This is a genomic window from Sphingopyxis macrogoltabida (assembly GCF_001307295.1).
Lineage (GTDB): Bacteria > Pseudomonadota > Alphaproteobacteria > Sphingomonadales > Sphingomonadaceae > Sphingopyxis > Sphingopyxis macrogoltabida_B.
Genome location: NZ_CP012700.1, coordinates 1,630,657 through 1,649,993 on the forward strand (window position 1 = coordinate 1,630,657; position 19,337 = coordinate 1,649,993).

General features: G+C 65.5%; 18 protein-coding genes. 11 read left to right on the plus strand and 7 right to left on the minus strand.

The genetic code is table 11. The features are described from left to right. Nucleotides 1-2: 2 nt before the first annotated feature. Together AN936_RS07645 and AN936_RS07650 are read left to right on the plus strand one after the other, a co-directional pair. Complete coding sequence (locus tag AN936_RS07645; protein ID WP_054587624.1) at nucleotides 3-650, plus strand: class I SAM-dependent methyltransferase; 648 nt, start codon at nucleotides 3-5, stop codon at nucleotides 648-650. Nucleotides 651-686: 36 nt separating this feature from the next. Next, nucleotides 687-1,280 carry a GNAT family N-acetyltransferase gene (locus tag AN936_RS07650; protein WP_054587625.1) on the plus strand — a complete coding sequence of 198 codons (594 nt, stop codon included), beginning with the start codon at nucleotides 687-689 and terminating at the stop codon, nucleotides 1,278-1,280. Here AN936_RS07650 and AN936_RS07655 read toward each other — a convergent pair. Together AN936_RS07655 and hemA are read right to left on the minus strand one after the other, a co-directional pair. Continuing rightward, entirely contained in the window at nucleotides 1,277-1,966 is a 690-nt protein-coding gene (locus AN936_RS07655) for a nitroreductase (RefSeq protein WP_054587626.1), read from the minus strand. The genes AN936_RS07650 and AN936_RS07655 overlap by 4 nt on opposite strands. Next, the gene (gene hemA / locus AN936_RS07660; protein WP_054587627.1) at nucleotides 1,963-3,177 is read right to left on the minus strand and encodes a 5-aminolevulinate synthase; all 1,215 of its coding nucleotides are present in this window, start codon (nucleotides 3,175-3,177) and stop codon (nucleotides 1,963-1,965) included. Before hemA ends, AN936_RS07655 begins: the two co-directional genes overlap by 4 nt. Before the next feature lie 200 nt (nucleotides 3,178-3,377). Here hemA and AN936_RS07665 point away from each other — a divergent pair, with 200 nt between their 5' ends. Beyond that, a complete protein-coding gene (locus AN936_RS07665) occupies nucleotides 3,378-3,902 on the plus strand; it encodes a hypothetical protein (RefSeq protein WP_149037623.1) in 525 nt (174 codons plus the stop codon). On the opposite strand, the gene murI is transcribed toward AN936_RS07665, so the two are convergent. After that, the gene (gene murI / locus AN936_RS07670) at nucleotides 3,899-4,705 is read right to left on the minus strand and encodes a glutamate racemase (RefSeq protein ID WP_054587629.1); all 807 of its coding nucleotides are present in this window, start codon (nucleotides 4,703-4,705) and stop codon (nucleotides 3,899-3,901) included. The two genes, AN936_RS07665 and murI, sit on opposite strands and share 4 nt — an antisense overlap. A 136-nt stretch (nucleotides 4,706-4,841) precedes the next feature. Between murI and plsY the strand changes: the two genes are divergently transcribed. From plsY to AN936_RS07700, 6 genes are all read left to right on the plus strand, one after another. Continuing rightward, nucleotides 4,842-5,450 (plus strand): glycerol-3-phosphate 1-O-acyltransferase PlsY, encoded by a 609-nt coding sequence (gene plsY, locus AN936_RS07675; RefSeq protein ID WP_054587630.1) that lies wholly within the window; start codon nucleotides 4,842-4,844, stop codon nucleotides 5,448-5,450. After that, entirely contained in the window at nucleotides 5,447-6,547 is a 1,101-nt protein-coding gene (gene dprA, locus AN936_RS07680; protein ID WP_054587631.1) for a DNA-processing protein DprA, read from the plus strand. Before plsY ends, dprA begins: the two co-directional genes overlap by 4 nt. A gap of 114 nt (nucleotides 6,548-6,661) precedes the next feature. Continuing rightward, nucleotides 6,662-8,278 (plus strand): VWA domain-containing protein, encoded by a 1,617-nt coding sequence (locus AN936_RS07685; RefSeq protein ID WP_234715774.1) that lies wholly within the window; start codon nucleotides 6,662-6,664, stop codon nucleotides 8,276-8,278. A gap of 107 nt (nucleotides 8,279-8,385) precedes the next feature. Further along, nucleotides 8,386-9,378, plus strand: a complete 993-nt coding sequence (locus tag AN936_RS07690) for a hypothetical protein (protein ID WP_054587632.1) — start codon at nucleotides 8,386-8,388, stop codon at nucleotides 9,376-9,378. Between the two features lie 147 nt (nucleotides 9,379-9,525). Next, nucleotides 9,526-12,078: a type I DNA topoisomerase gene (gene topA, locus AN936_RS07695; RefSeq protein ID WP_054587633.1), complete on the plus strand. Its 2,553-nt coding sequence runs from the start codon at nucleotides 9,526-9,528 to the stop codon at nucleotides 12,076-12,078. 65 nt (nucleotides 12,079-12,143) lie between these two features. Beyond that, nucleotides 12,144-13,265, plus strand: coding sequence for a lipase family protein (locus AN936_RS07700; RefSeq protein ID WP_054587634.1), 1,122 nt, complete (start codon nucleotides 12,144-12,146; stop codon nucleotides 13,263-13,265). Nucleotide 13,266: 1 nt separating this feature from the next. On the opposite strand, the gene AN936_RS07705 is transcribed toward AN936_RS07700, so the two are convergent. From AN936_RS07705 to lepB, 4 genes are read right to left on the minus strand one after another with little or no spacing between them, the layout of a single operon-like run. Beyond that, a complete protein-coding gene (locus AN936_RS07705) occupies nucleotides 13,267-13,728 on the minus strand; it encodes a hypothetical protein (RefSeq protein ID WP_054587635.1) in 462 nt (153 codons plus the stop codon). A 22-nt stretch (nucleotides 13,729-13,750) separates the two neighbouring features. Further along, entirely contained in the window at nucleotides 13,751-14,644 is an 894-nt protein-coding gene (gene era / locus AN936_RS07710; protein WP_054587636.1) for a GTPase Era, read from the minus strand. Next, nucleotides 14,641-15,321, minus strand: coding sequence for a ribonuclease III (gene rnc / locus AN936_RS07715; RefSeq protein WP_054587637.1), 681 nt, complete (start codon nucleotides 15,319-15,321; stop codon nucleotides 14,641-14,643). The genes era and rnc overlap by 4 nt, the downstream gene beginning before the upstream one ends. Further along, complete coding sequence (gene lepB, locus AN936_RS07720) at nucleotides 15,318-16,136, minus strand: signal peptidase I (RefSeq protein ID WP_054590161.1); 819 nt, start codon at nucleotides 16,134-16,136, stop codon at nucleotides 15,318-15,320. The genes rnc and lepB overlap by 4 nt, the downstream gene beginning before the upstream one ends. A gap of 196 nt (nucleotides 16,137-16,332) precedes the next feature. On the opposite strand from lepB, the gene pgi reads away from it, so the two are divergent. Together pgi and gor are read left to right on the plus strand one after the other, a co-directional pair. Next, nucleotides 16,333-17,838: a glucose-6-phosphate isomerase gene (gene pgi, locus AN936_RS07725; protein WP_054587638.1), complete on the plus strand. Its 1,506-nt coding sequence runs from the start codon at nucleotides 16,333-16,335 to the stop codon at nucleotides 17,836-17,838. Nucleotides 17,839-17,946: 108 nt separating this feature from the next. Then, on the plus strand, nucleotides 17,947-19,293 hold the full coding sequence (gene gor, locus AN936_RS07730) for a glutathione-disulfide reductase (protein ID WP_054587639.1): 1,347 nt from the start codon (nucleotides 17,947-17,949) through the stop codon (nucleotides 19,291-19,293). Nucleotides 19,294-19,337 lie beyond the last annotated feature (44 nt).

The following is a 19,337-nucleotide window of genomic DNA, read 5'->3' on the forward strand; positions in this document are numbered from 1 at the left end:
CGATGAGCGACGCGCATAGCAAATTGATGGACAGCATCTATCGCTACCAGCGGCACTTCTATGATTTCACGCGAAAATATTTCCTCGTCGGTCGCGACGAGATGATCGCGGGCCTCGCCCCGCCGCAGGGCGGCGCGGTGCTCGAAATCGGATGCGGCACCGGCCGCAATCTCGTGCTTGCAGGCCGCGCCTGGCCCGAGGCGCGGTTGTTTGGCATCGATATCTCGGCCGCGATGCTCGACACGGCGCGCGGCGCGATTGCGAAGGCAGGGCTGGACGGGCGCGCCATACTCGCGGAAGGTGATGCGTGCGATTTCGACCCCGCCGGCCTGTTCGGGCGTGAGACCTTCGATCGCATCGTCATCAGCTACGCGCTGTCGATGATTCCCGACTGGGCCACGGCGCTTGCGCATGCGGCACGGTATCTCGCACCGGGCGGGCGAATAGAGATTATCGATTTCGGCCAGCAGGACCGGTTGCCGACATTGTGGAAGCGCGCATTCTTCGGGTGGCTCGCCCATTTTCACGTCGTTCCGCGCGCTGATCTCGGGCGCGTCATCGCGGGGCTCGCCCGCGAGACCGGGATGGCCGGTCATTGCCGCAGCATGGCGCGAGGCTATGCGATCCGCGGCGGTCTCGCGCGCGGCTGATTTGCTGCTATGCTTCCGTAAACGGGGGAGCGGCGGATGGGCGAGGCAATCGAACGGGCAACGGCAGCGCAGCTTGACGGTGTCGAGGTGACGCTGGCGCTCGCTTTCCAGACCGATCCTGCGCTGTCGTGGATCCTGCCTGATCCCGAGCATCGTGCACGCGCGCTTCGCGGGCTTTTCCATGTGCTTGTTCCCGCCGACTTTCGTGCGGGCACCGTGCTCCGTTCGGCGGGCGACGAAGCCGCGGCGCTATGGCGTGCGCCCGGGCAGGCGCATGGCGGGATGATCGAGTTTTTGCGCACCGTCATCCCGCTTGTCGCGACCTTTGGCTCCGCGCTGCCGCGCGGCCTGAAAGTGCAGGGCGGCATCGACGCCCACCGCCCGACGGGACGTTTCTGGTATCTTCACTATGTCGGCGTGCGCCCCGAGCATCAGGGCAAGGGCCATGGCGGGCGGATCATCCGTGCGCAGACGGCAGCGGCGGATCGTGAGCGACTGTCTTGCTGGCTCGAAACTGCGACGGCAGAAAATGTGCCGCTGTATGAGCGGCTGGGCTTTGTTACGCAGGTCGAATGGGACGTACCGGGCGGCGGACCGCATTTCTGGGGAATGATGCGGTCGGCAACCTAATCGTCGAAGCCGACGAACCGGACTGCCTCGTCGACGCGCTTGCGGTTCGATACGACGGCGTTCGCCGGGAAATCCTCCGCAGGCCAGCCCATCGCGACGCAGATCATGATGACCTGATCGTCGGCGATGCCGGCATGTTCGCGCACGACCGGGCTTTGCATGATGCCTTGGCTGTTGATGACGCAGCCGAGCCCGCGCGACCAGGCGGCGTTGACGAGCGCGTTGGTCACCGCGCCGCAATCGAACGGCGCGATGTCGCTGCCCAGCAGCACACGGTCGTAGGTGACGACGATGCTGACCGGCGCGTCGAACTGGCGAAAGCCGCGCAAGACCCAGTCCTGCCGCGCATCCTTGTCTTCGCGCGCGATACCCATCGCACCGAACAATTGCTTGGCGATCTCGATCTGGCGGGCGCGGTGGTCGTCGGCGATGCCGTCGAAGCGGCGAAATTCGCGGCTGTCGGGGATGCCGGCCAGAATGCCGTCGGTGTTGCCCTTGCGGATCGCGTCGAGCGGAGCGCCGGTGACGACCGCGAAATTCCAGCACTGATTGTTGAACGAGGAGGGCGCGCGCATCGCGACCTCGATCACCTCGGCGATGAGCGCTTTCGGAACCGGTTTGTCGAGGAAGCCGCGGATCGAGCGGCGTCCCTTTACGACCTCGTCAAAGCCCGGCGTGTCGGTCACGCCGCCTTGCGCAGTTCCAGCCGGTCCCAGATTTCGACGAGCGCTTGCGTCAGTCCGCGCATCATCGCCTCGTCGTGCGCCGGGCCGGGCGTGAAGCGCAGGCGTTCGGTGCCGCGCGGCACGGTCGGGAAATTGATCGGCTGCACATAGACGCCATATTCGGCGAGCAGGATGTCGCTGATCTTCTTCGCGCGCACCGGATCGCCGACCATCAGCGGCACGATATGCGTCGTCGAATCCATCACCGGCAGGCCGGCGTCGCGGAAGCATTGCTTGAGGTAAGCGGCGGCTTCCTGCTGCGCCTCGCGCTCGACGCTCGATGCCTTGAGATGGCGGACGCTGGCGAGCACGCCTGCGACGAGCACCGGCGACAGGCTGGTCGTGAAAATGAAGCCCGGCGCATAGGAGCGGATGACGTCGATGATATTTTTGTCGGCGGCGATATAGCCGCCCATCACGCCGAATGCCTTGCCCAGCGTGCCTTCGATGATCGTGACGCGGTGCGCCGCCTCGTCGCGGTCGGTGATGCCGCCGCCGCGCGGGCCGTACATGCCGACGGCATGGACTTCGTCGCAATAGGTCAGCGCGTTATATTTTTCGGCAAGGTCGCAGATCGCGTGGATCGGGGCGACATCGCCGTCCATCGAATAGACGCTTTCGAATGCGATCAGCTTCGCGGCTTCCGGATCGTCCTGCGCCATCAATTCTTCGAGATGGGCAAGGTCGTTGTGGCGCCACACGCGCTTTTCGCAGCCAGAGTTGCGAATGCCCGCGATCATCGAGGCGTGGTTGAGCTCGTCCGAATAAATGATGCAGTTCGGCAGCAGCTTGCCGAGCGTGCCGAGCGTTGCTTCGTTCGAGATATAGCCCGAGGTGAAGAGCAGCGCGCCTTCCTTGCCGTGCAAATCGGCGAGTTCAGCCTCGAGATCGATATGATAATGGGTGTTGCCGCCGATGTTGCGGGTGCCGCCCGAACCGGCGCCGACATCGTGCAGCGCCTCTTCCATCGCGGCGACGACCTTCGGGTGCTGGCCCATCGCGAGATAGTCGTTCGAGCACCAGACGGTGATCGGCTTCGGACCGTTGTGGCCGGCAAAACAGCGGGCGTTCGGAAAGGCGCCCTTGTTGCGCAGGATGTCGATGAAGACGCGGTAGCGCCCCTCTTCGTGCAGTCGGTCGATCGCCCGGGCGAAAATATCGTTATAGTTCACTACAGCCCCGCTTGTCAGCTGGTTGCCGTCCCCCGCCGACGGCTATTAACAGGCGGGCCAATAACGTCGAATCAGGCGGAAATCCAGTGCGAACGATTCGCAATTCACCCGATCGATCAGAGTGATCGGGCGCACCGCGGGTCCGCCGCGATACGGCTATGGCCGGGACTGAAGAAGGCGTGTCGAAGGAGGTCGCGGATATGCGGATAGTGAAGGTCTTGATCCTGTCGGTGGCGGTGTCGGCAAGCGGGGCTTCGGCGTCGAAGCCCGCGAAGCCGCCGTTCGAGGGGCTGTGGATGAGCTGCGAAAGCTGGCAGGGTTCCTCGATCTGCGCCTACAAGGCACTTGCGCAGCAGGGGACGCGTGTCTGCGGAGTGCAGAGCGACTTTGCGACCAACCGCTATTACGTCCAGCGCTTCGTCGGCACCGCGCGGGGCAATGTGGTCGAGATCGATCGCATCTGCGGCGATCCCGGCTCGGAAACCGACACCTATTGTGCAGGACAGGCGCCCGCCGAAGCTGCCAAGGTCGGCTGGGGTGCATCGGACAGGCAATTGTCGCTGTGCGAGGGGCGTCTGCAAGCCGGAAAAAAGGGTGAAGCGGCGCATTGCACGCCTGCAGCGGCGCGCGCCGCGATGCCCAAAACCTCGGGTCGCGATGGCGAAGGGCCGGAGGCCGAGGACCGCGCCTGGATGGCGTCCTGCGCGCAGGGCGACGACGGCTAGATCGTCTCGATCCTGCCGATGCCATAGGGCGCCAGCACGGCCAATGGCGGCGGCGGCCGGTCGTCGCTGCGCGTGAAGACGGCGAGGCCCGGCGTTACCGTCGCCGGCCAGTCCTGCCCTTCGGTCAGATAGGCGATCCGGCGCGCGATACCGGCGGCGCCGTCGATCAGCCGGACGCCGGGGCCGGCGGCTGCCTGCAGCTCCTTTTCGAGCAACGGGAAATGGGTACAGGCAAGCACGATCACGTCCATCGCGTCGCCGCCCGGCTGGTCGCGCAGTCCCGCGATCGCGCGGGCGATAGTGGCGGGGTCGACCGGATTGCCGCGCAATTTTGCCTCGGCGCCGGTGACGAGCCCGGGACTGCCATGGCGCAGCACCGTTTTTCCGCCCGCAAATTTCGCGCTCAGATCGTCGACATAGGGCTGGCGGACGGTCGCTTCGGTGCCGAGCACGCCGATGACGCCGCTTTGCGTCAGTTCGGCGGCGGGCTTGATCGCGGGCACGGTGCCGACGATCGGCAGGTCGAGCGCGGCGCGCACGTGAGCAAGCGCGATCGTCGACGCGGTGTTGCACGCGATCACCGCGAGCCGCGGCTGGTAGCGTTCGACAAGCCGGCCGAGCAGCGCGGGTACGCGCGCCGCCAGTTCGGCCTCGCTTTTCTGGCCATAGGGAAGCCCGGCATAGTCGGCGGCGTAGACGATCGGCGCGGTCGGCAGCAGCGCACGCGTCGGCCCCAGCACGGTTAGCCCGCCGAGGCCGCTGTCGAAGAAGAGGATGGGCGCGTCGCGGGACGGGGATGACATGGGCAGGGGCGTAGCAGGTGGCCGGGCTGTGCTCAATCCGCTGGCGAGTTTGTCCATTATGGAAAATGACGCACTCGAACCCGTTGATTGAACCGCTCAACATCGCCACAGTGGCGCCGATGGAGCGGGGAGTGTCATGACGATATTTTTGCTGATCGCGCTTGGCTATTTGCTCGGTTCGATCCCCTTTGGCGTCATCCTGACCCGGCTGTTCGGCGCGGGCGACCTCAGACAGATCGGATCGGGCAATATCGGCGCGACCAATGTGCTGCGGACCGGGCGCAAGGGGCTGGCGGCGGCGACGCTGATCCTCGATGGCGCCAAGGGCGCGGTCGCGGTGCTGCTGGCGCGGCATTTCGTGCCCGAGCTGGCCGAACCGGGCGCGATGCTCGCCGGGGCGGCGGCGATGATCGGCCATTGCTATCCGGTGTGGCTGAAGTTTCGCGGCGGCAAGGGGGTCGCGACCTTGCTCGGCCTGTCCTTTGCGCTCGGCTGGCCGATCGGGCTGGTCTTTGCCGCCGTCTGGCTCGGCACCGTGCTGCTGCTTCGTATCTCGTCGCTCGGCGGCATGGTGGGCGCGGTGTCGGCACCCGTCGCGGCGCTGGCGTTCGGCTATCCCGCCTATGCCCTCGGTCTCGCCGGTCTCGCGGTGATCGTGTTGTGGCGGCATCGCGAAAATATTGTCCGGCTGCGCGCGGGGACCGAGCCGCGGGTCGGGTCGAAGAAGCAGGACAACGCCGCGTGACGCCAGCCGAACGGCTGGCGCGGCTGCGGTTGATCCGCACGCCGCATGTCGGACCGGTAAGCTGGCACCAGCTCATGCAGCGTTTCGGTTCGGGCGAGGCGGCGCTCGATGCGCTTCCCGATCTCGCGCTGCGGGGTGGTGCGGGGAGGCCCCGTATCGCGCCCGCCGACGCCGTGCTGCGTGAAATCGATCGGGTCGCGGCGCTTGGCGCGCGTCATATCTTCAGTGACGAAGACGATTATTCGCCGTTGCTGTGCGAGGTCGAGGGCGCGCCGCCGGTCGTCATCGTGCGCGGCGATGCCGCGATGCTGCGCCGCCCTTGTGTCGCGATCGTCGGCGCGCGCAATGCCTCGGCAGCGGCGTGCCGCTTCGCGCGTCAGCTTGCGGCAGATCTCGCTGCGCGGGATGTCACGGTCGTCAGCGGCCTTGCGCGCGGGGTCGACACTGCGGCGCATATCGGCGCTCTCGGCGGATCGACGGCGGGCGTCATCGCCAGCGGGATCGACATCGCTTTCCCGCCCGAGAATGCCGCGTTGCAGGAAAAGATCGCGAGCGATCAGCTGCTCGTCGCCGAACAGCCGCCGGGGACCGAACCGCTCGCGCGCCATTTCCCGTCGCGCAACCGGATCATCGCCGGCATGGCGCATGGCACGGTGGTGATCGAAGCGGCGCCCCGTTCGGGATCGCTGATCACCGCGCGCCGCGCCGGCGATTACGGGCGCGAGGTGATGGCGGTGCCGGGTTCGCCGCTCGACCCCCGCGCGCAGGGTTGCAACCTGCTGATCCGCGAAGGCGCGACGCTGATCCAGAATGTCGACGACGTGATCGAGGCGGTCGGGCCGATCGATACGCGCATGGTCCGCGAACCGGTCCGGCCTTTTGCCCTAGCCGCCGGCGCCCTTTCGGCTGCCGCGATCGACGCGGGCGAGGGCGACCGGCGCGATGTTGCCGCGCTGCTCGGACCGACGCCCGTTGCGATCGACGAGTTGGTCCGGCAATCGGGTCAGGCCGCGACAACGGTCCAGCTCGTTCTCCTCGAGCTCGAGCTGGCCGGTCGGATTGAGCGGCATGCGGGCGCGCGGGTTTCGCTGGTGTGACGGCCGGCACAGCGTCCTAACCCTCGGCAATATAACGATTCGTCCCGGTTCAGCCACGGTTCAGCGACCGAGCGACAGGCTCATGATATTGTATCACATGAGGGGAGATTGATGATGCGTAGCCGATATCTGACCGGCGTCACGATGTTGGCCGTTCTTGCGTCTGCGCCCGCACCCCTGCCGGTTGCCGTCGCCCAAGCGCAGCCCGCGGCCAGTCAGCAGGGCTTTTGCCGTACCGCCGATCCCTTGCCGCGTCTCGACCCCGAAGCCCGGCCGCAGCAGCAATCGAACGCGGGTTACAAAACCAAAGGCGGCCGCGTTTCGCGTGACGAGGCAATGCCGATGGCGTCGCCACCCCCGCCGCCTCCGCCGCCGCCACCTCCGCCGCCGCCGTCCCCGGTTTATGCACCCGAGGCGCGCTCGGACGAAAGTGCCGAGGCGGTCGTGGTTACCGGGTCGAGCGCCGAGCGCGGCGCGGCTGACATGTCGGCGCCGGTCGAAAGCCCGCCGCCTCCCGCCGCGCCTTCCGCGGGTTCGTCGAGCGATTATGCCCGGACCAGCCCGACGATATTGCCGCCATACCCACCGCGGCCACGCCCGCAACCGCAGCCGCAATCGGGCATATTGACCGCGGGCGAGCATGACGACCTGCTCAACCCCGAACTTTATGCCGCCTATGTGAACCGGACTAGCCTTGGACAGGAAATTCGCGTGCTGCCCCGCGTCGACACGATGCGTGTCGTCACGGTGAAGGTGAACGACCGCAGCGGCCAGCCGATCCCCTTCGCCGACGTCGTCGTGACCTGTTCGGACGGCAACAGCATCACCATGGCGACGCAGGCCGACGGCAGCGCGGTCTTTTTCCCCGGCCTCGACCGGCTGAGCGAACGGATCACGGTCACCGCACGCAAGGCCGGCCGGACCATTGCCGACGCGCGGCCGGTGCTCGTCGCCGACGCGCCAGGTGGCCAGACCGTCGGGCTGACCGCGAATCAGGCGGCGGCCAAGGTCAGCAAGCTCGACCTGATGCTCGTCGTCGACACCACGGGGAGCATGGGCGACGAAATCAGTTACCTGCAGGCCGAATTGCGCTCGATCATCGGCGCCATCACCGCGAAGCACCGCGATCTCGACATCCGGATCGGCTTTGTCTTCTATCGCGATCTCGGCGACGAATATGTCACGCGGACGATCGCCTTCGACAGCGACATCGGCCGCGTGCAGGGACAGCTTGCGCAGCAATATGCGAGCGGCGGGGGCGATTATCCCGAAGCGATGGATCAGGCACTGATCCGCGCGGTCGGCCAGTCGTGGCGTCCTGATGCGGTGAAGTCGCTGCTGCTCGTCGCCGATGCGCCGCCGCACGACGACAAGTTCGGCCGGACATGGGCGGCGGCCGAGGCGGCGCGTGCCAGGCGCATCCATATCACCCCGGTGGCCGCCTCCGGCGTTGCCGACAAGGCCGAATATGCGATGCGCGCGATGGCGGCAGCCACGCAGTCGCGGTACCTGTTCCTGACCGACGACAGCGGCGTCGGCAACCCGCACGCGCCGCCGGCGATCGACTGTTACCTCGTCACCCGGCTCGACGCGCTCGTCCGGCGGGTGATCGACAGCCAGATCAGCGGCCGCCGGATCGAGCCCGCCGATCAGGAAATCATCCGCAGCGTCGGCAATTACGATGCCGGCAAATGCATCCTGCCCGCCGATTTCAAATGGCAGAACCAGTAGCTTATTGACTTGCCCCCGCATCTGAACGATGCGGGGGCCGTGGGTCGCTTCGGGGAACCCTTGCCGCCGGTTTGATTCCGGCCGCGGGGGACGGAGGACCAGAATCCATGAAAAAGCTGCTGTCGGCTGCCGCCGCGCTGGCGTTGCTCGCCCAGCCCATCCACGTCGCCGCAGAACAGGTGGAGCCCGTCAAGATATCGGGCCCCGCGAACGCGAAGGGGGTGACCAACGTCACCGTCGGCGCCTTCAACGTCGGCTTTATCTTCGAATCGATCGACCGCACTGCGGCATCGGGCGGTCTGATGGGCGCGTTCGGGGGCACGACCAAGGCGAAGAGCGAACTCGTTGGCGTGACGCCCGAAATGATGCAGGCGATCACCGATGCGGCCTATGCGGACTTCGTCGCCCAGTTGACCGCGGGCGGCTACACCGTCCAGCCCGCCGCCGACCTGTTCGGCCACACGGCGCTCGCCAAGACCAAGTCGCAGGAAGTCCCGCTCGACATTAACATCGCGCTCGAAAAGGGCAGCAAGGGCAAGGCGACCTATTTCAAACCGTCGGCGCTGCCGTCGCTGCTGATGATCCCGGGCGACTTCATGGGATCGGGCATGAGCAGCATGGGGATCAACATGTCGGCCGGGCAGGCGAACATGGCGCTGAACAATTATGCCCGCGAAACCGGGGTCGGGGTGATCGACGTCGTCTATCTCATCGACTTTTCCCAGCAAAAGCGTCCCGGCGCGTTCAGCTTCGGCGGCCTCCAGGTCAACAGCGCGCTGTCGGTCAGCGCCGACTATTCGCGCATGACGCTGATCGCGCCGAGCGGCAAACAGTCGGTGATCACCGTCAAGGCGCCGGTGGCGGTCGAGGGCGAGTTCGTCGAGAAGAGCGACGCGTCTAGCGGAACCGACAAGGCGCTGCAGTCGGGCGCGAACGTCGCGGGCGGGGTTGCCGCGGTGATGGGCTTCGGCGGTCTCCGCTTCGGCAAGACGCGCAAGTTCGCTTTCACCGCCAAGCCCGGCAATTATGAAGAGGGCGCGGCGAAAGCGGCGAACCTCGCCAGCGCGATGCTGCTGGGGCGGTTGGTGGCGTTGCGGTAAATCCGGTATCCGTCGTCCCGTCACAGGCCGGGATGACGGAGATCGCCATGACCGAATTTGTTTCAGTTAAATCCCCTTGACGGAACATGCCGCGCCCCGCCACCCTCGCGCGTACGTACGTAAGCGTTTTCGGGGATAGAGTTTTTCATGCAATTGGTGATTGTGGAATCGCCCGCCAAGGCGAAGACGATCGAGAAATATCTTGGTCGCGATTTCAAGGTGCTGGCGAGTTACGGCCATGTTCGCGACCTGCCGCCGAAGGACGGCTCGGTCGATCCCGACGACGGCTTTGCGATGCAGTGGCAGCTTTATCCCGACAAGGCGAAGCGGCTGAAGGAAATCCAGGACGCCGCGAAGGGCGCCGACCGCCTGATCCTCGCGACCGACCCTGATCGCGAGGGCGAGGCAATCAGCTGGCATGTCCAGGAGTTGCTGCGCGCCAAGAAGGCGCTGCCGCAGGCGGTCGACCGCGTGACCTTCAACGCGATCACCAAGCAGGCGGTGACCGACGCGATGGCGCACCCGCGCGCGCTCGATGACGATCTGATCGACGCCTATCGCGCCCGCCGCGCGCTCGATTATCTCGTCGGCTTCACTCTGTCGCCGGTGTTGTGGCGCAAGCTGCCCGGCGCGAAATCGGCGGGCCGCGTCCAGTCGGTCACGCTGCGCATGGTCGTCGAGCGCGAGCGCGAGATCGAGGCGTTCGTCGCGCAGCAATATTGGTCGGTCACCGGCCTGTTCGAAATGGGCGGCACGCCGTTCCGGGCGCGGCTCGCACGCTGGCGCGGCGATAAGATCGAGCGACTGACGATCGGCACCGAGGCCGACGCCCGTGCCGCCGAAGCCGATGTGAAGGATGGCCATTTCACCGTCGATGCGGTCGAGACCAAGCCGCTGACGCGCAACCCGCCGCCGCCCTTCACCACCTCGACGCTGCAGCAGGAGGCAGCGCGCAAGCTCGGCTTCTCGGCGAGCCACACGATGCGGATCGCACAGGCGCTCTACGAGGACGGCGCGATCACCTATATGCGGACCGACGGCGTCCAGATGGACGGCAGCGCGATCAGCGCGGCGCGCAAGGCGATTGCCGACCGCTATGACGGCGGCTATGTCCCCGACCAGCCGCGCCAGTATCAGACCAAGGCGAAAAATGCGCAGGAAGCGCACGAAGCGATCCGCCCGACCGACTTTTCGAAGGACAAGGCCGGCAGCGGCGACCATGCACGCCTCTATGAGCTGATCTGGAAGCGTGCGCTGGCGAGCCAGATGGCGTCGGCGCGGCTCGAACGCACCAGCATCGATCTCAGCGACGGCACCGGCAAGACGATGCTGCGCGCGACGGGGCAGGTAGTGAAATTCCCCGGCTTTCTTGCTCTCTATGACGAAGGCCGCGATGACAGCGGTGACGACGAGGATGCGCGCCTGCTGCCCGCGATGAGCAAGGGCGACGCGCCGGCCAAGACCGGCGTCGAGGTCGAAAGCCACGAGACACAGCCGCCGCCGCGCTATTCGGAGGCGAGCCTTGTCAAGAAGATGGAGGAGCTCGGCATCGGGCGCCCGTCGACCTATGCCTCGATTGTCCAAGTGCTGAAGGACCGCGGCTATGTGACGGTCGAGAAAAACCGCTTCATTCCCGAAGAAAGCGGGCGGCTGCTGACTGCCTTCCTCGAACGCTTCTTCGAACGCTATGTCGAATATGACTATACCGCCGGGCTCGAGGAAGAGCTCGACGACGTGTCCGGCGGCCGCGCGCAGTGGCAGGCGGTGCTCGACCGCTTCTGGCGCGATTTCAAGCCGCGTACCGGCGAAGTGATGGAGCAGAAGCCGTCGGAGATCACCGCGGCGCTCGACGAATTCCTCGGTCCCTATCTCTTCCCCGACAAGGGCGACGGCACCGACCCGCGCCTCTGCCCCAATTGCGGCACCGGGCGGCTCGCGCTGCGCGGCGGCAAGTTTGGGCCGTTCATCGCGTGCAGCAACTATCCCGACTGCAAGTTCACGCGCAAATTCGCGCAGCCGGGAGGCAGCGACGCGGGCGACACGGGTCCGGAGACGATGGGGACCGATCCCGACAGCGGGCTGGAAGTGACGAAGCGCAGCGGGCGTTTCGGACCCTATATCCAGCTCGGCGACGGCAAGGAGGCAAAGCGCTCGTCGATCCCCAAGGACATACCGGCCGAAGATTTTGACCTCGACTATGCACTGCGACTGCTCAGCCTGCCGCGCGAGGTCGGGGTTCATCCCGAAAGCGGCAAGCCGATCATGGCGGGGCTCGGGCGCTATGGCCCCTATCTGCTCCACGACGGTAAATATGCGAAGCTGACCGGTACGGCCGAAATCTTCGACATCGGCATGAACGCTGCGGTCGTCCGGATCGCCGAGGCGGCGAGCGGCGGCGGGCGCGGGCGGACCAAGGCCGAACCGCTCAACACTTTCGGACCGCACCCGACGAGCGGCGGCGAGATGAAGCTGATGGAAGGGCGCTTCGGCCCCTATGTCACCGACGGCACGACCAACGCGACTTTGCCCAAGACGGCCGATCCCGCGACGCTGACGCTCGAAGAGGCGATCGCGCTGATCGATGCGCGCGCGGCCAAAGGGCCGGCAAAGGGCAAGAAAAAGGCCGCGCCGAAGAAAAAGGCGGCTGCGAAGAAGCCTGCTGCAAAGAAGGCTCCGGCCAAGAAGGCGGCCGCCGAATAGCGTTAATCGGCGGCGTTTGCGACACAGCAACCGCGTGATAAGGTGGCGCATCGGGAGGTATTTCGATGCGCCGTCTGTTTGCTGGCTTGCTTGCCGTCTTCGCGCTGTGTGCGCTGCCGGCGGCTGCACAGCCGTCACGCTATCTGATCTCGGCCCAGCCGATGGCCGAGGCGCCCGCCGGCGTGCAGGCTTGGCGGGTGCAATATTGGACAACCAATGGTAGCGGCGCGCGTTTCGCGGTCACCGGCATTGTCGCTGCGCCGATGGAGGCGATTCCACCGCGCCCGCGCCGCGTGATTGCCTGGACTCACGGTGCGTGGGGTGTTGCCGAGAAATGCGCCCCGTCGCTCAGCCCCAATTTCTTCGACTACAGTGCCGGAATGGATGCCGTCCGCAACGGCTATGTCGTCGTCGCGCCCGATTATATCGGGCTCGCCAGCCCGACGATGCATCCTTTCCTCGTCGGTACCGACACAGCAAACGCCGTCCTAGACGCAGTTCGCGCGGCGCGCGAGATCCCGGGCGCCGCTGCGGGCAGCAACTTCGCTGTCTGGGGGGAGTCGCAGGGCGGGCATGCCGCGTTGTGGACCGCGACCGCGGCGCGTTCCTATGCCCCCGACCTGACGCTCGTCGCCACCGCGGCCGCAGCACCGCCGACCGATCTGGCTGCCAATCTGCGCGAAGCGAGCGACAAGAATGCGCGTGCGTTGCTGCTGTCCTTCGCGCTGCATAGCTGGGCGACGCTCTATAGCTTCCCGCTCGACGGCGTCGCAAACCGCACCAATCAGGGTATCATCCATAGGCTGGCCGAAAACAATTGCGTCAGCCTCAACAAGAAGCCGAAGCTCGGTACGATCCTCGGCATCCTCACGATCGCGCGCGCGACGCGGAACAAGGACATCGGCAAGATCGAACCCTTCGCCTCCTTTGCGCGCGCCAACAGTGTCGATCCGGCGCGCGTCCCGGGGCCGCTTTTGATTGCGCAGAGCAGCAAGGATACCATCGTTTCGTCTGCGGTGACGCAAAAGTTCGCAAAGGCGGCCTGCAAGCGCGGCACGCCCACGCGCTGGATCGACATGATCGGCGATCATGGCGCGAGCGCGAAGGACAGTGCACAGGAAACGATCGGCTGGATCACCTCGCGCTTCGACGGCAATGCGCCGCCGAACGATTGCCGGCGGATCTAGGCTATCGGAAAGTTTCCGCATCGCCCCTTTTAAGCCAAGTTGAAGCGTCTCTGCGGAACAGGGTGAGGATTGAAATGACGGTCACACTTGCGGCGACGAATCCTGCGATTGCAATGCTATCCGGCATGTGAGGAGGTCTGATACGCCAAATCATAATATAAGACGCTAGGGCGCCACTCCCCGCGACGAACGTGTATAAGCGCTTTGCGATATCGCTCGCGCGATGGGCAATATACTCTGAAAAGAGAAATGTGATCGCGAACGACAGTAGACCGCCTACTACTGGAACGACCGTTCTTAAAGCTCCATTCATTATGTACATGATCGCAGGATCGATCATTGCCAGTGCCGTGAAGGCAAGCAACACGTCCACAAAAAGCGTAAGTGGAAGGGCCCAAATAAGCCATTCGAAGATGTAGATCGATTTGGGCCTGTTGGCGTAGAGCGTATCACGACGGCGCATAATTTTCCTCTGGGATCGTTCCTCAATCCACCCAGTCGAGTCCCATGTCGCGATAGACGCTGCGGTCTTCGTCCCAGTTTTCCTTGACCTTGACGTGCAGGAACAGGTGGACCTTGCGGCCCATGAGTTCGGTCAGTTCGGCGCGGGCGCGGGCGCCGATTTCCTTGATCCGGCTGCCGCCCTTGCCGAGGACGATCGCGCGCTGGTTGTCGCGCGCGACGTAGATTTGCTGGTGAATTTCGGCGCTGCCGTCGGGCCGCGACTTGAACAGCTCGGTCTCGACCGTCGATTGGTAGGGCAATTCCTCGTGGAGCTGGCGGTAGAGCTGCTCGCGCGTGATTTCGGCGGCCAGCATGCGCTCGGGCGCGTCGCTGACCTCGTCCTCGGGGAAATGCCACGGCCCCTCGGGCATCAGCGTGGCGAGATGCGCCTTGAGTTCGGGCACTCCGTCGCCGCTGCTCGCTGCGATGAAGAAGGTCTCGTCGAACGCGAGCCGCGCGTTGAGCTCGGTCGCAATGGTGAGCAGCTTGTCCTTCTTGGTCAGGTCGACCTTGTTGAGGATCAGATATTTTTTCTCGGGCCGGTTCGCGATGCCCTCCAGCACGCGCTCGACGCGGCCGGTCAGCTTGGCAGCGGCATCGACCATGACGAGGATCGCTTCGGCTTCCTCGATGCTGCCCCAGGCGGCGGCGACCATCGCGCGGTCGAGGCGGCGGGTGGGCGCGAAGATGCCGGGCGTGTCGATCAGCACGATCTGCGCGTCGCCATCCATCGCAACGCCCATCAGCCGCGTCCGCGTCGTCTGCGCCTTGGGGCTCACGATCGCGACCTTCTGGCCGACTAGCGCGTTGACGAGGGTCGATTTGCCCGCATTGGGCGCGCCGACGACGGCGACGAAACCGCAACGCTGGGTCATTTTTCCTGTCCTTCGAGTTCGGCGAGCAGCGCCGCCGCCGCGGCCTTTTCCGCCGCCTGTTTGCTCGCGCCTTCGGCTTCGGCCCGCGCGAGCTTGCCGACGCTCACCGCGACGCGAAAGCGCGGGGCATGGTCGGGGCCTTCGCGCGCGACAATCTCATATTCGGGCGGGCGGCGTTTGCGCGCCAGCGCCCATTCCTGCAGCGCCGCCTTCGGATGCTTGGGCGCCGCTTGCTGGCCCTCGATCATCCCGCCCCAGTGGGCAAGGATGAAGGCGCGCGCGGCGTCGGCTCCCTGGTCGAGATAGAGCGCGCCGATCAGCGCCTCGATCGCGTCGGCAGCGATATTGTCGCTGTAGCGGCCACCATCGCTGCGTGCCTGCGCCCCGAAGCGGACGAGTGCGGTGAGGTCGAGCCGGCGCGCGATCGCGGCGCAGGTTTCGCCCGACGCGAGCGCATGCAACCGCGACGAAAGTTCGCCCTCGGTCGCGGCGGGAAAACGCGTATAGAGCTCCGACGCGATGACGAGCCCGAGGACGCGGTCGCCGAGAAACTCGAGCCGTTGATAGTCGGCGCGGCCCGTACTGCCATGCGTCAGGGCCTGATCGTACAAGGACAGGTCGCCCGGGGCGCAGCCGATGATGTCGGCGAGCGCCCCGGTGTCGAGGGTATCGCTCAAAAACCGTCCCCGATGCGGCTCCAGCGCGCGGCAGTGAACCAGCTGATTGGATTGAACCAGCTTGCCGACCCGTCGGTCGAGAACATCCCGACCAGCGCATGGCCGACGAGGTTCTTTTCGGGGACGAGGCCGATGCCCTGATTCTCGATCGCCGGGAAGCGGCTGTCGGCGCTGCGGTCGCGGTTGTCGCCCATCAGGAACAAATGCCCTTCGGGCACGACGACGAGCGGCGTATTGTCCTCGGGAATGGTCGTGATGTCGAGGATCGCATAGCTTTTGCCGCTCGGCAGCGTTTCGCGGAACTGCTTGTAGCGGCACTGGCGCAGGCCGTTTGCGCTCACTTCCTCGAATTCGGGCGAATAGCAGGGCAGGGTGCCCGTCGCGCGCGATGCTTCGATCATGTTCGGCGTCACCGGGATCACGAGATCGGGCATCGCGTCGCGCTTCAGCGGCGCGCCGTTGAGCCAGACGATGCCGTCGCGAACCTGCACGCTGTCGCCGGGCAGGCCGATGACGCGCTTGATATAATCATTGTCGGCGACCGGCGGCGCCTTGAAAACGACGACATCGCCGCGTTCGGGCGTACGCGCGAAAATCCGGCCGGGGATCAGCGGGACGCTGAACGGCAGGCTGTACTTCGAATAGCCATAGGCCATTTTGTTGACGAGCAGATAGTCGCCGATCAGCAGCCGCGGCTGCATCGATTCCGAAGGAATGTTGAAGGGCGACAGGAAAAAGCTGCGGAAAATCAGCACTGCGATCGCCAGCAGGGCAAGGAAGCGGACGGTATCGACCGCCTCTTCCTTCGCCGACACCGGGGTCGGGGTGGGGGAGGCCGGCGCCGGCTGGTCGGCAGGCGCGTTATCGGCAGTAAAGCTGGCTTCGGTCATGTCCGCGCATTGGCGATGAATAGGTTCCCACGTCAAGCGAATATCGGCGGATGGCGCTGGCGCACCGATGGCGGCGGGCCTATGAAAAGGCCGATCTCGCCTCTCGAAGGAACCCAAGTCCATGACGACCGCCCAGCAGGCCTGGCAGGCCCTTGCCGACTGGCAGCCGAAGCCGTTGACCGAGCTGGTCGCCGCCGATCCCGACACGCGGTTGCAGGCTCTCGTCCGCAGCGTCGCCGATATCCGCTTCGATTTTGCCAAGACCCACCTCGATGACGGCGCGATCGATATCCTGTCGAACCTTGCCGCGGCGCAGGATTTCGGCGGTCGTCGCAAGACGCTCTTCTCGGGCGGCATCGCCAATCCGACCGAAAACCGGGCGGCCGAACATAGCGCCGAGCGTGGCGACGGGGCACCCGAGTCGGTCCATGTCGCGCAGGCGCTGCACCAGCGGATGCGGATGATGATCGACGCGATCGAAGCGGGCGCGTTCGGCGAAATCCGCCACCTGCTCCATATCGGCATCGGCGGCTCGGCGCTTGGCCCCGACCTGCTCGTCGACGCACTCGGGCGGCACAGTTCGCGCTATGACGTCGCGGTCGTCTCGAACGTCGACGGCGCCGCCCTTTCCGAAGCCTTTGCGCGATTCAGCCCCGAACATACGCTCGTCGCCGTCGCTTCGAAGACCTTCACCACGACCGAAACGCTGCTCAACGCCGCGTCGGCGTTGCAGTGGCTGGAGGAAGGTGGCGTCGACGATCCGCTCGGCCGGGTGATCGCGCTGACCGCGATGCCCGATCGGGCGATCGAGTGGGGAGTCGACGAAACGCGTATCCTGCCGTTCAGCGAAACCGTGGGCGGCCGCTATTCGCTCTGGTCGTCGATCGGTTTTCCCGCCGCGCTGGCCTTGGGGTGGGACGCCTTTGCCGACCTGCTCGAGGGGGCGGCCGAGATGGACCGGCATTTCCGGCTCGCCGACGGGGCGGATAACATCTGCCTGCTCGCGGCGTTCGCCGACCAGCTCTACGCCAACCGCCTCGGTTGCCAGACGCGCGCGGTCTTTGCCTATGACGAGCGGCTGCGGCTGTTGCCCGATTATCTCCAGCAGCTCGAAATGGAATCGAACGGCAAGTCGGTGACGCTGGACGGCGCGCCGCTCGGGCGCCACAGCGCGCCGATCACTTGGGGCGGCGTCGGCACCGATGCGCAGCACGCGGTGTTCCAGCTCCTCCATCAGGGCACGCATCTGACCCCGGTCGAGTTCGTCGTCGCGCGCGAGCCCGATCATCTGCTCGACGATGCGCATCACGAAACGCTTGTCGCCAATTGCATCGCGCAGGGCGCGGCGTTGATGACGGGCCGCGCTAGCGAGGACGGCGCGCGCAATTATCCGGGCAACCGCCCGTCGACGACGATCCTGCTCGATCAGGTCAGCCCGCGCAGCCTCGGCGCGCTGATCGCCTTTTACGAGCACCGGGTCTTTGCCAATGCCGTGCTGCTCGGCATCAACCCCTTCGACCAGTTCGGGGTCGAACTGGGGAAGGAAATGGCCAAGGGTTTGACCGAGGGAACTATTGAATTCGATCCCGCGACGCAGGCGCTGATGCACGCGGCGCTCGGCGAATGAGTAGAAGTTCATCACAGTAACCGCAAAATTCGATTGGCAAGTCGTCGCGGCATAACCATATAGGCGCCCGTTGCCGATTGCAATCCATCACAAGCGCGGGGTTCATCCATGAGCGAGTTCGACTACGACCTGTTCGTCATCGGTGCGGGGTCCGGCGGGGTGCGCGCCTCGCGCATCGCGGCTTCGCACGGCGCGCGGGTCGCGGTCGCCGAGGAGCATCGGGTCGGCGGGACCTGCGTCATTCGCGGCTGCGTTCCCAAGAAACTGCTCGTCTATGGCGCCCATTTTGCCGAGGATATTCACGACGCTCGGAAATTCGGGTGGGAGGTCGCCGACTGCAAGTTCAACTGGGACGTGCTGCGCGACAATGTGCTGGCCGAGGTGGACCGGCTCGAAGGCCTCTATGGCCAGACGCTCGACAGCCACAAGGTCACCGTCTTCAAAACGCGCGCGACGTTGATCGGGCCGCAGAAGGTCCGCCTTGCCGACGGGCAGGAAATCAGCGCCGAACGCATCCTGATCGCGACCGGCGGCTGGCCCTTCGTTCCTGAATTTCCGGGCAGCGAGCATGCGATCACCTCGAACGAGGTCTTCCATCTCGACAAGCTGCCGAAACGCGTCGTGATCGCCGGCGGCGGTTATATCGCCAACGAGTTCGCCGGCATCTTTAACGAATTCGGCAGCAAGGTGACGATCGTCAACCGCGGTGACACCATATTGCGCGGCTACGACGAACAGATCCGCGATCGGCTGCTCCAGATTTCGATGACCAAGGGCATCGACTTCAAGTTCAACGCGCCGTTCCAGTCGATCGAAAAGAACGACGACGGCACGCTGACCGTCCATCTCGAAAATTGCGATGCGATAACCGCCGACGCGGTGCTGATCGCGACCGGGCGGACCCCGAACACCAAGGGGCTGGGCCTTGAGGATGTCGGCGTCGAACTCGACGCGCATGGTGCGATCAAGGTCGACGAGACCAACCAGTCGTCGGTACCGAGCATCTATGCTGTCGGCGACGTGACCAACCGCATCCAGCTTACCCCTGTCGCGATCCGCGAAGGGCAGGCGTTCGCGGACTCGGTGTTCGGCGGCAAACCGACCGTCGTCGATTACACAAACGTTCCGAGCGCGGTGTTCAGCCACCCGCCGATCGGGGCGGTCGGGATGACCGAGGCCGAGGCGCGCAACAAGCTAGGCAGCATCCGCACTTACACGAGCGATTTTCGCGCGATGAAGAATGTCCTCGCCGGTCGTAACGAACGCGCGCTTTACAAGATGATCGTCAACGCCGCGACCGACCAGGTCGTCGGCCTCCACATGATCGGACCCGATGCCCCCGAAATATTGCAGGCGGCCGCGATCGCGGTGAAGGCGGGGCTGACCAAGGCCGATTTCGACGCCACCGTCGCGCTGCATCCGAGCATGGCCGAGGAACTGGTGCTGCTGAAATAGCGCCATGATCCCCGGCGAAAGCCGGGGCCCAGCAGGCATCCATG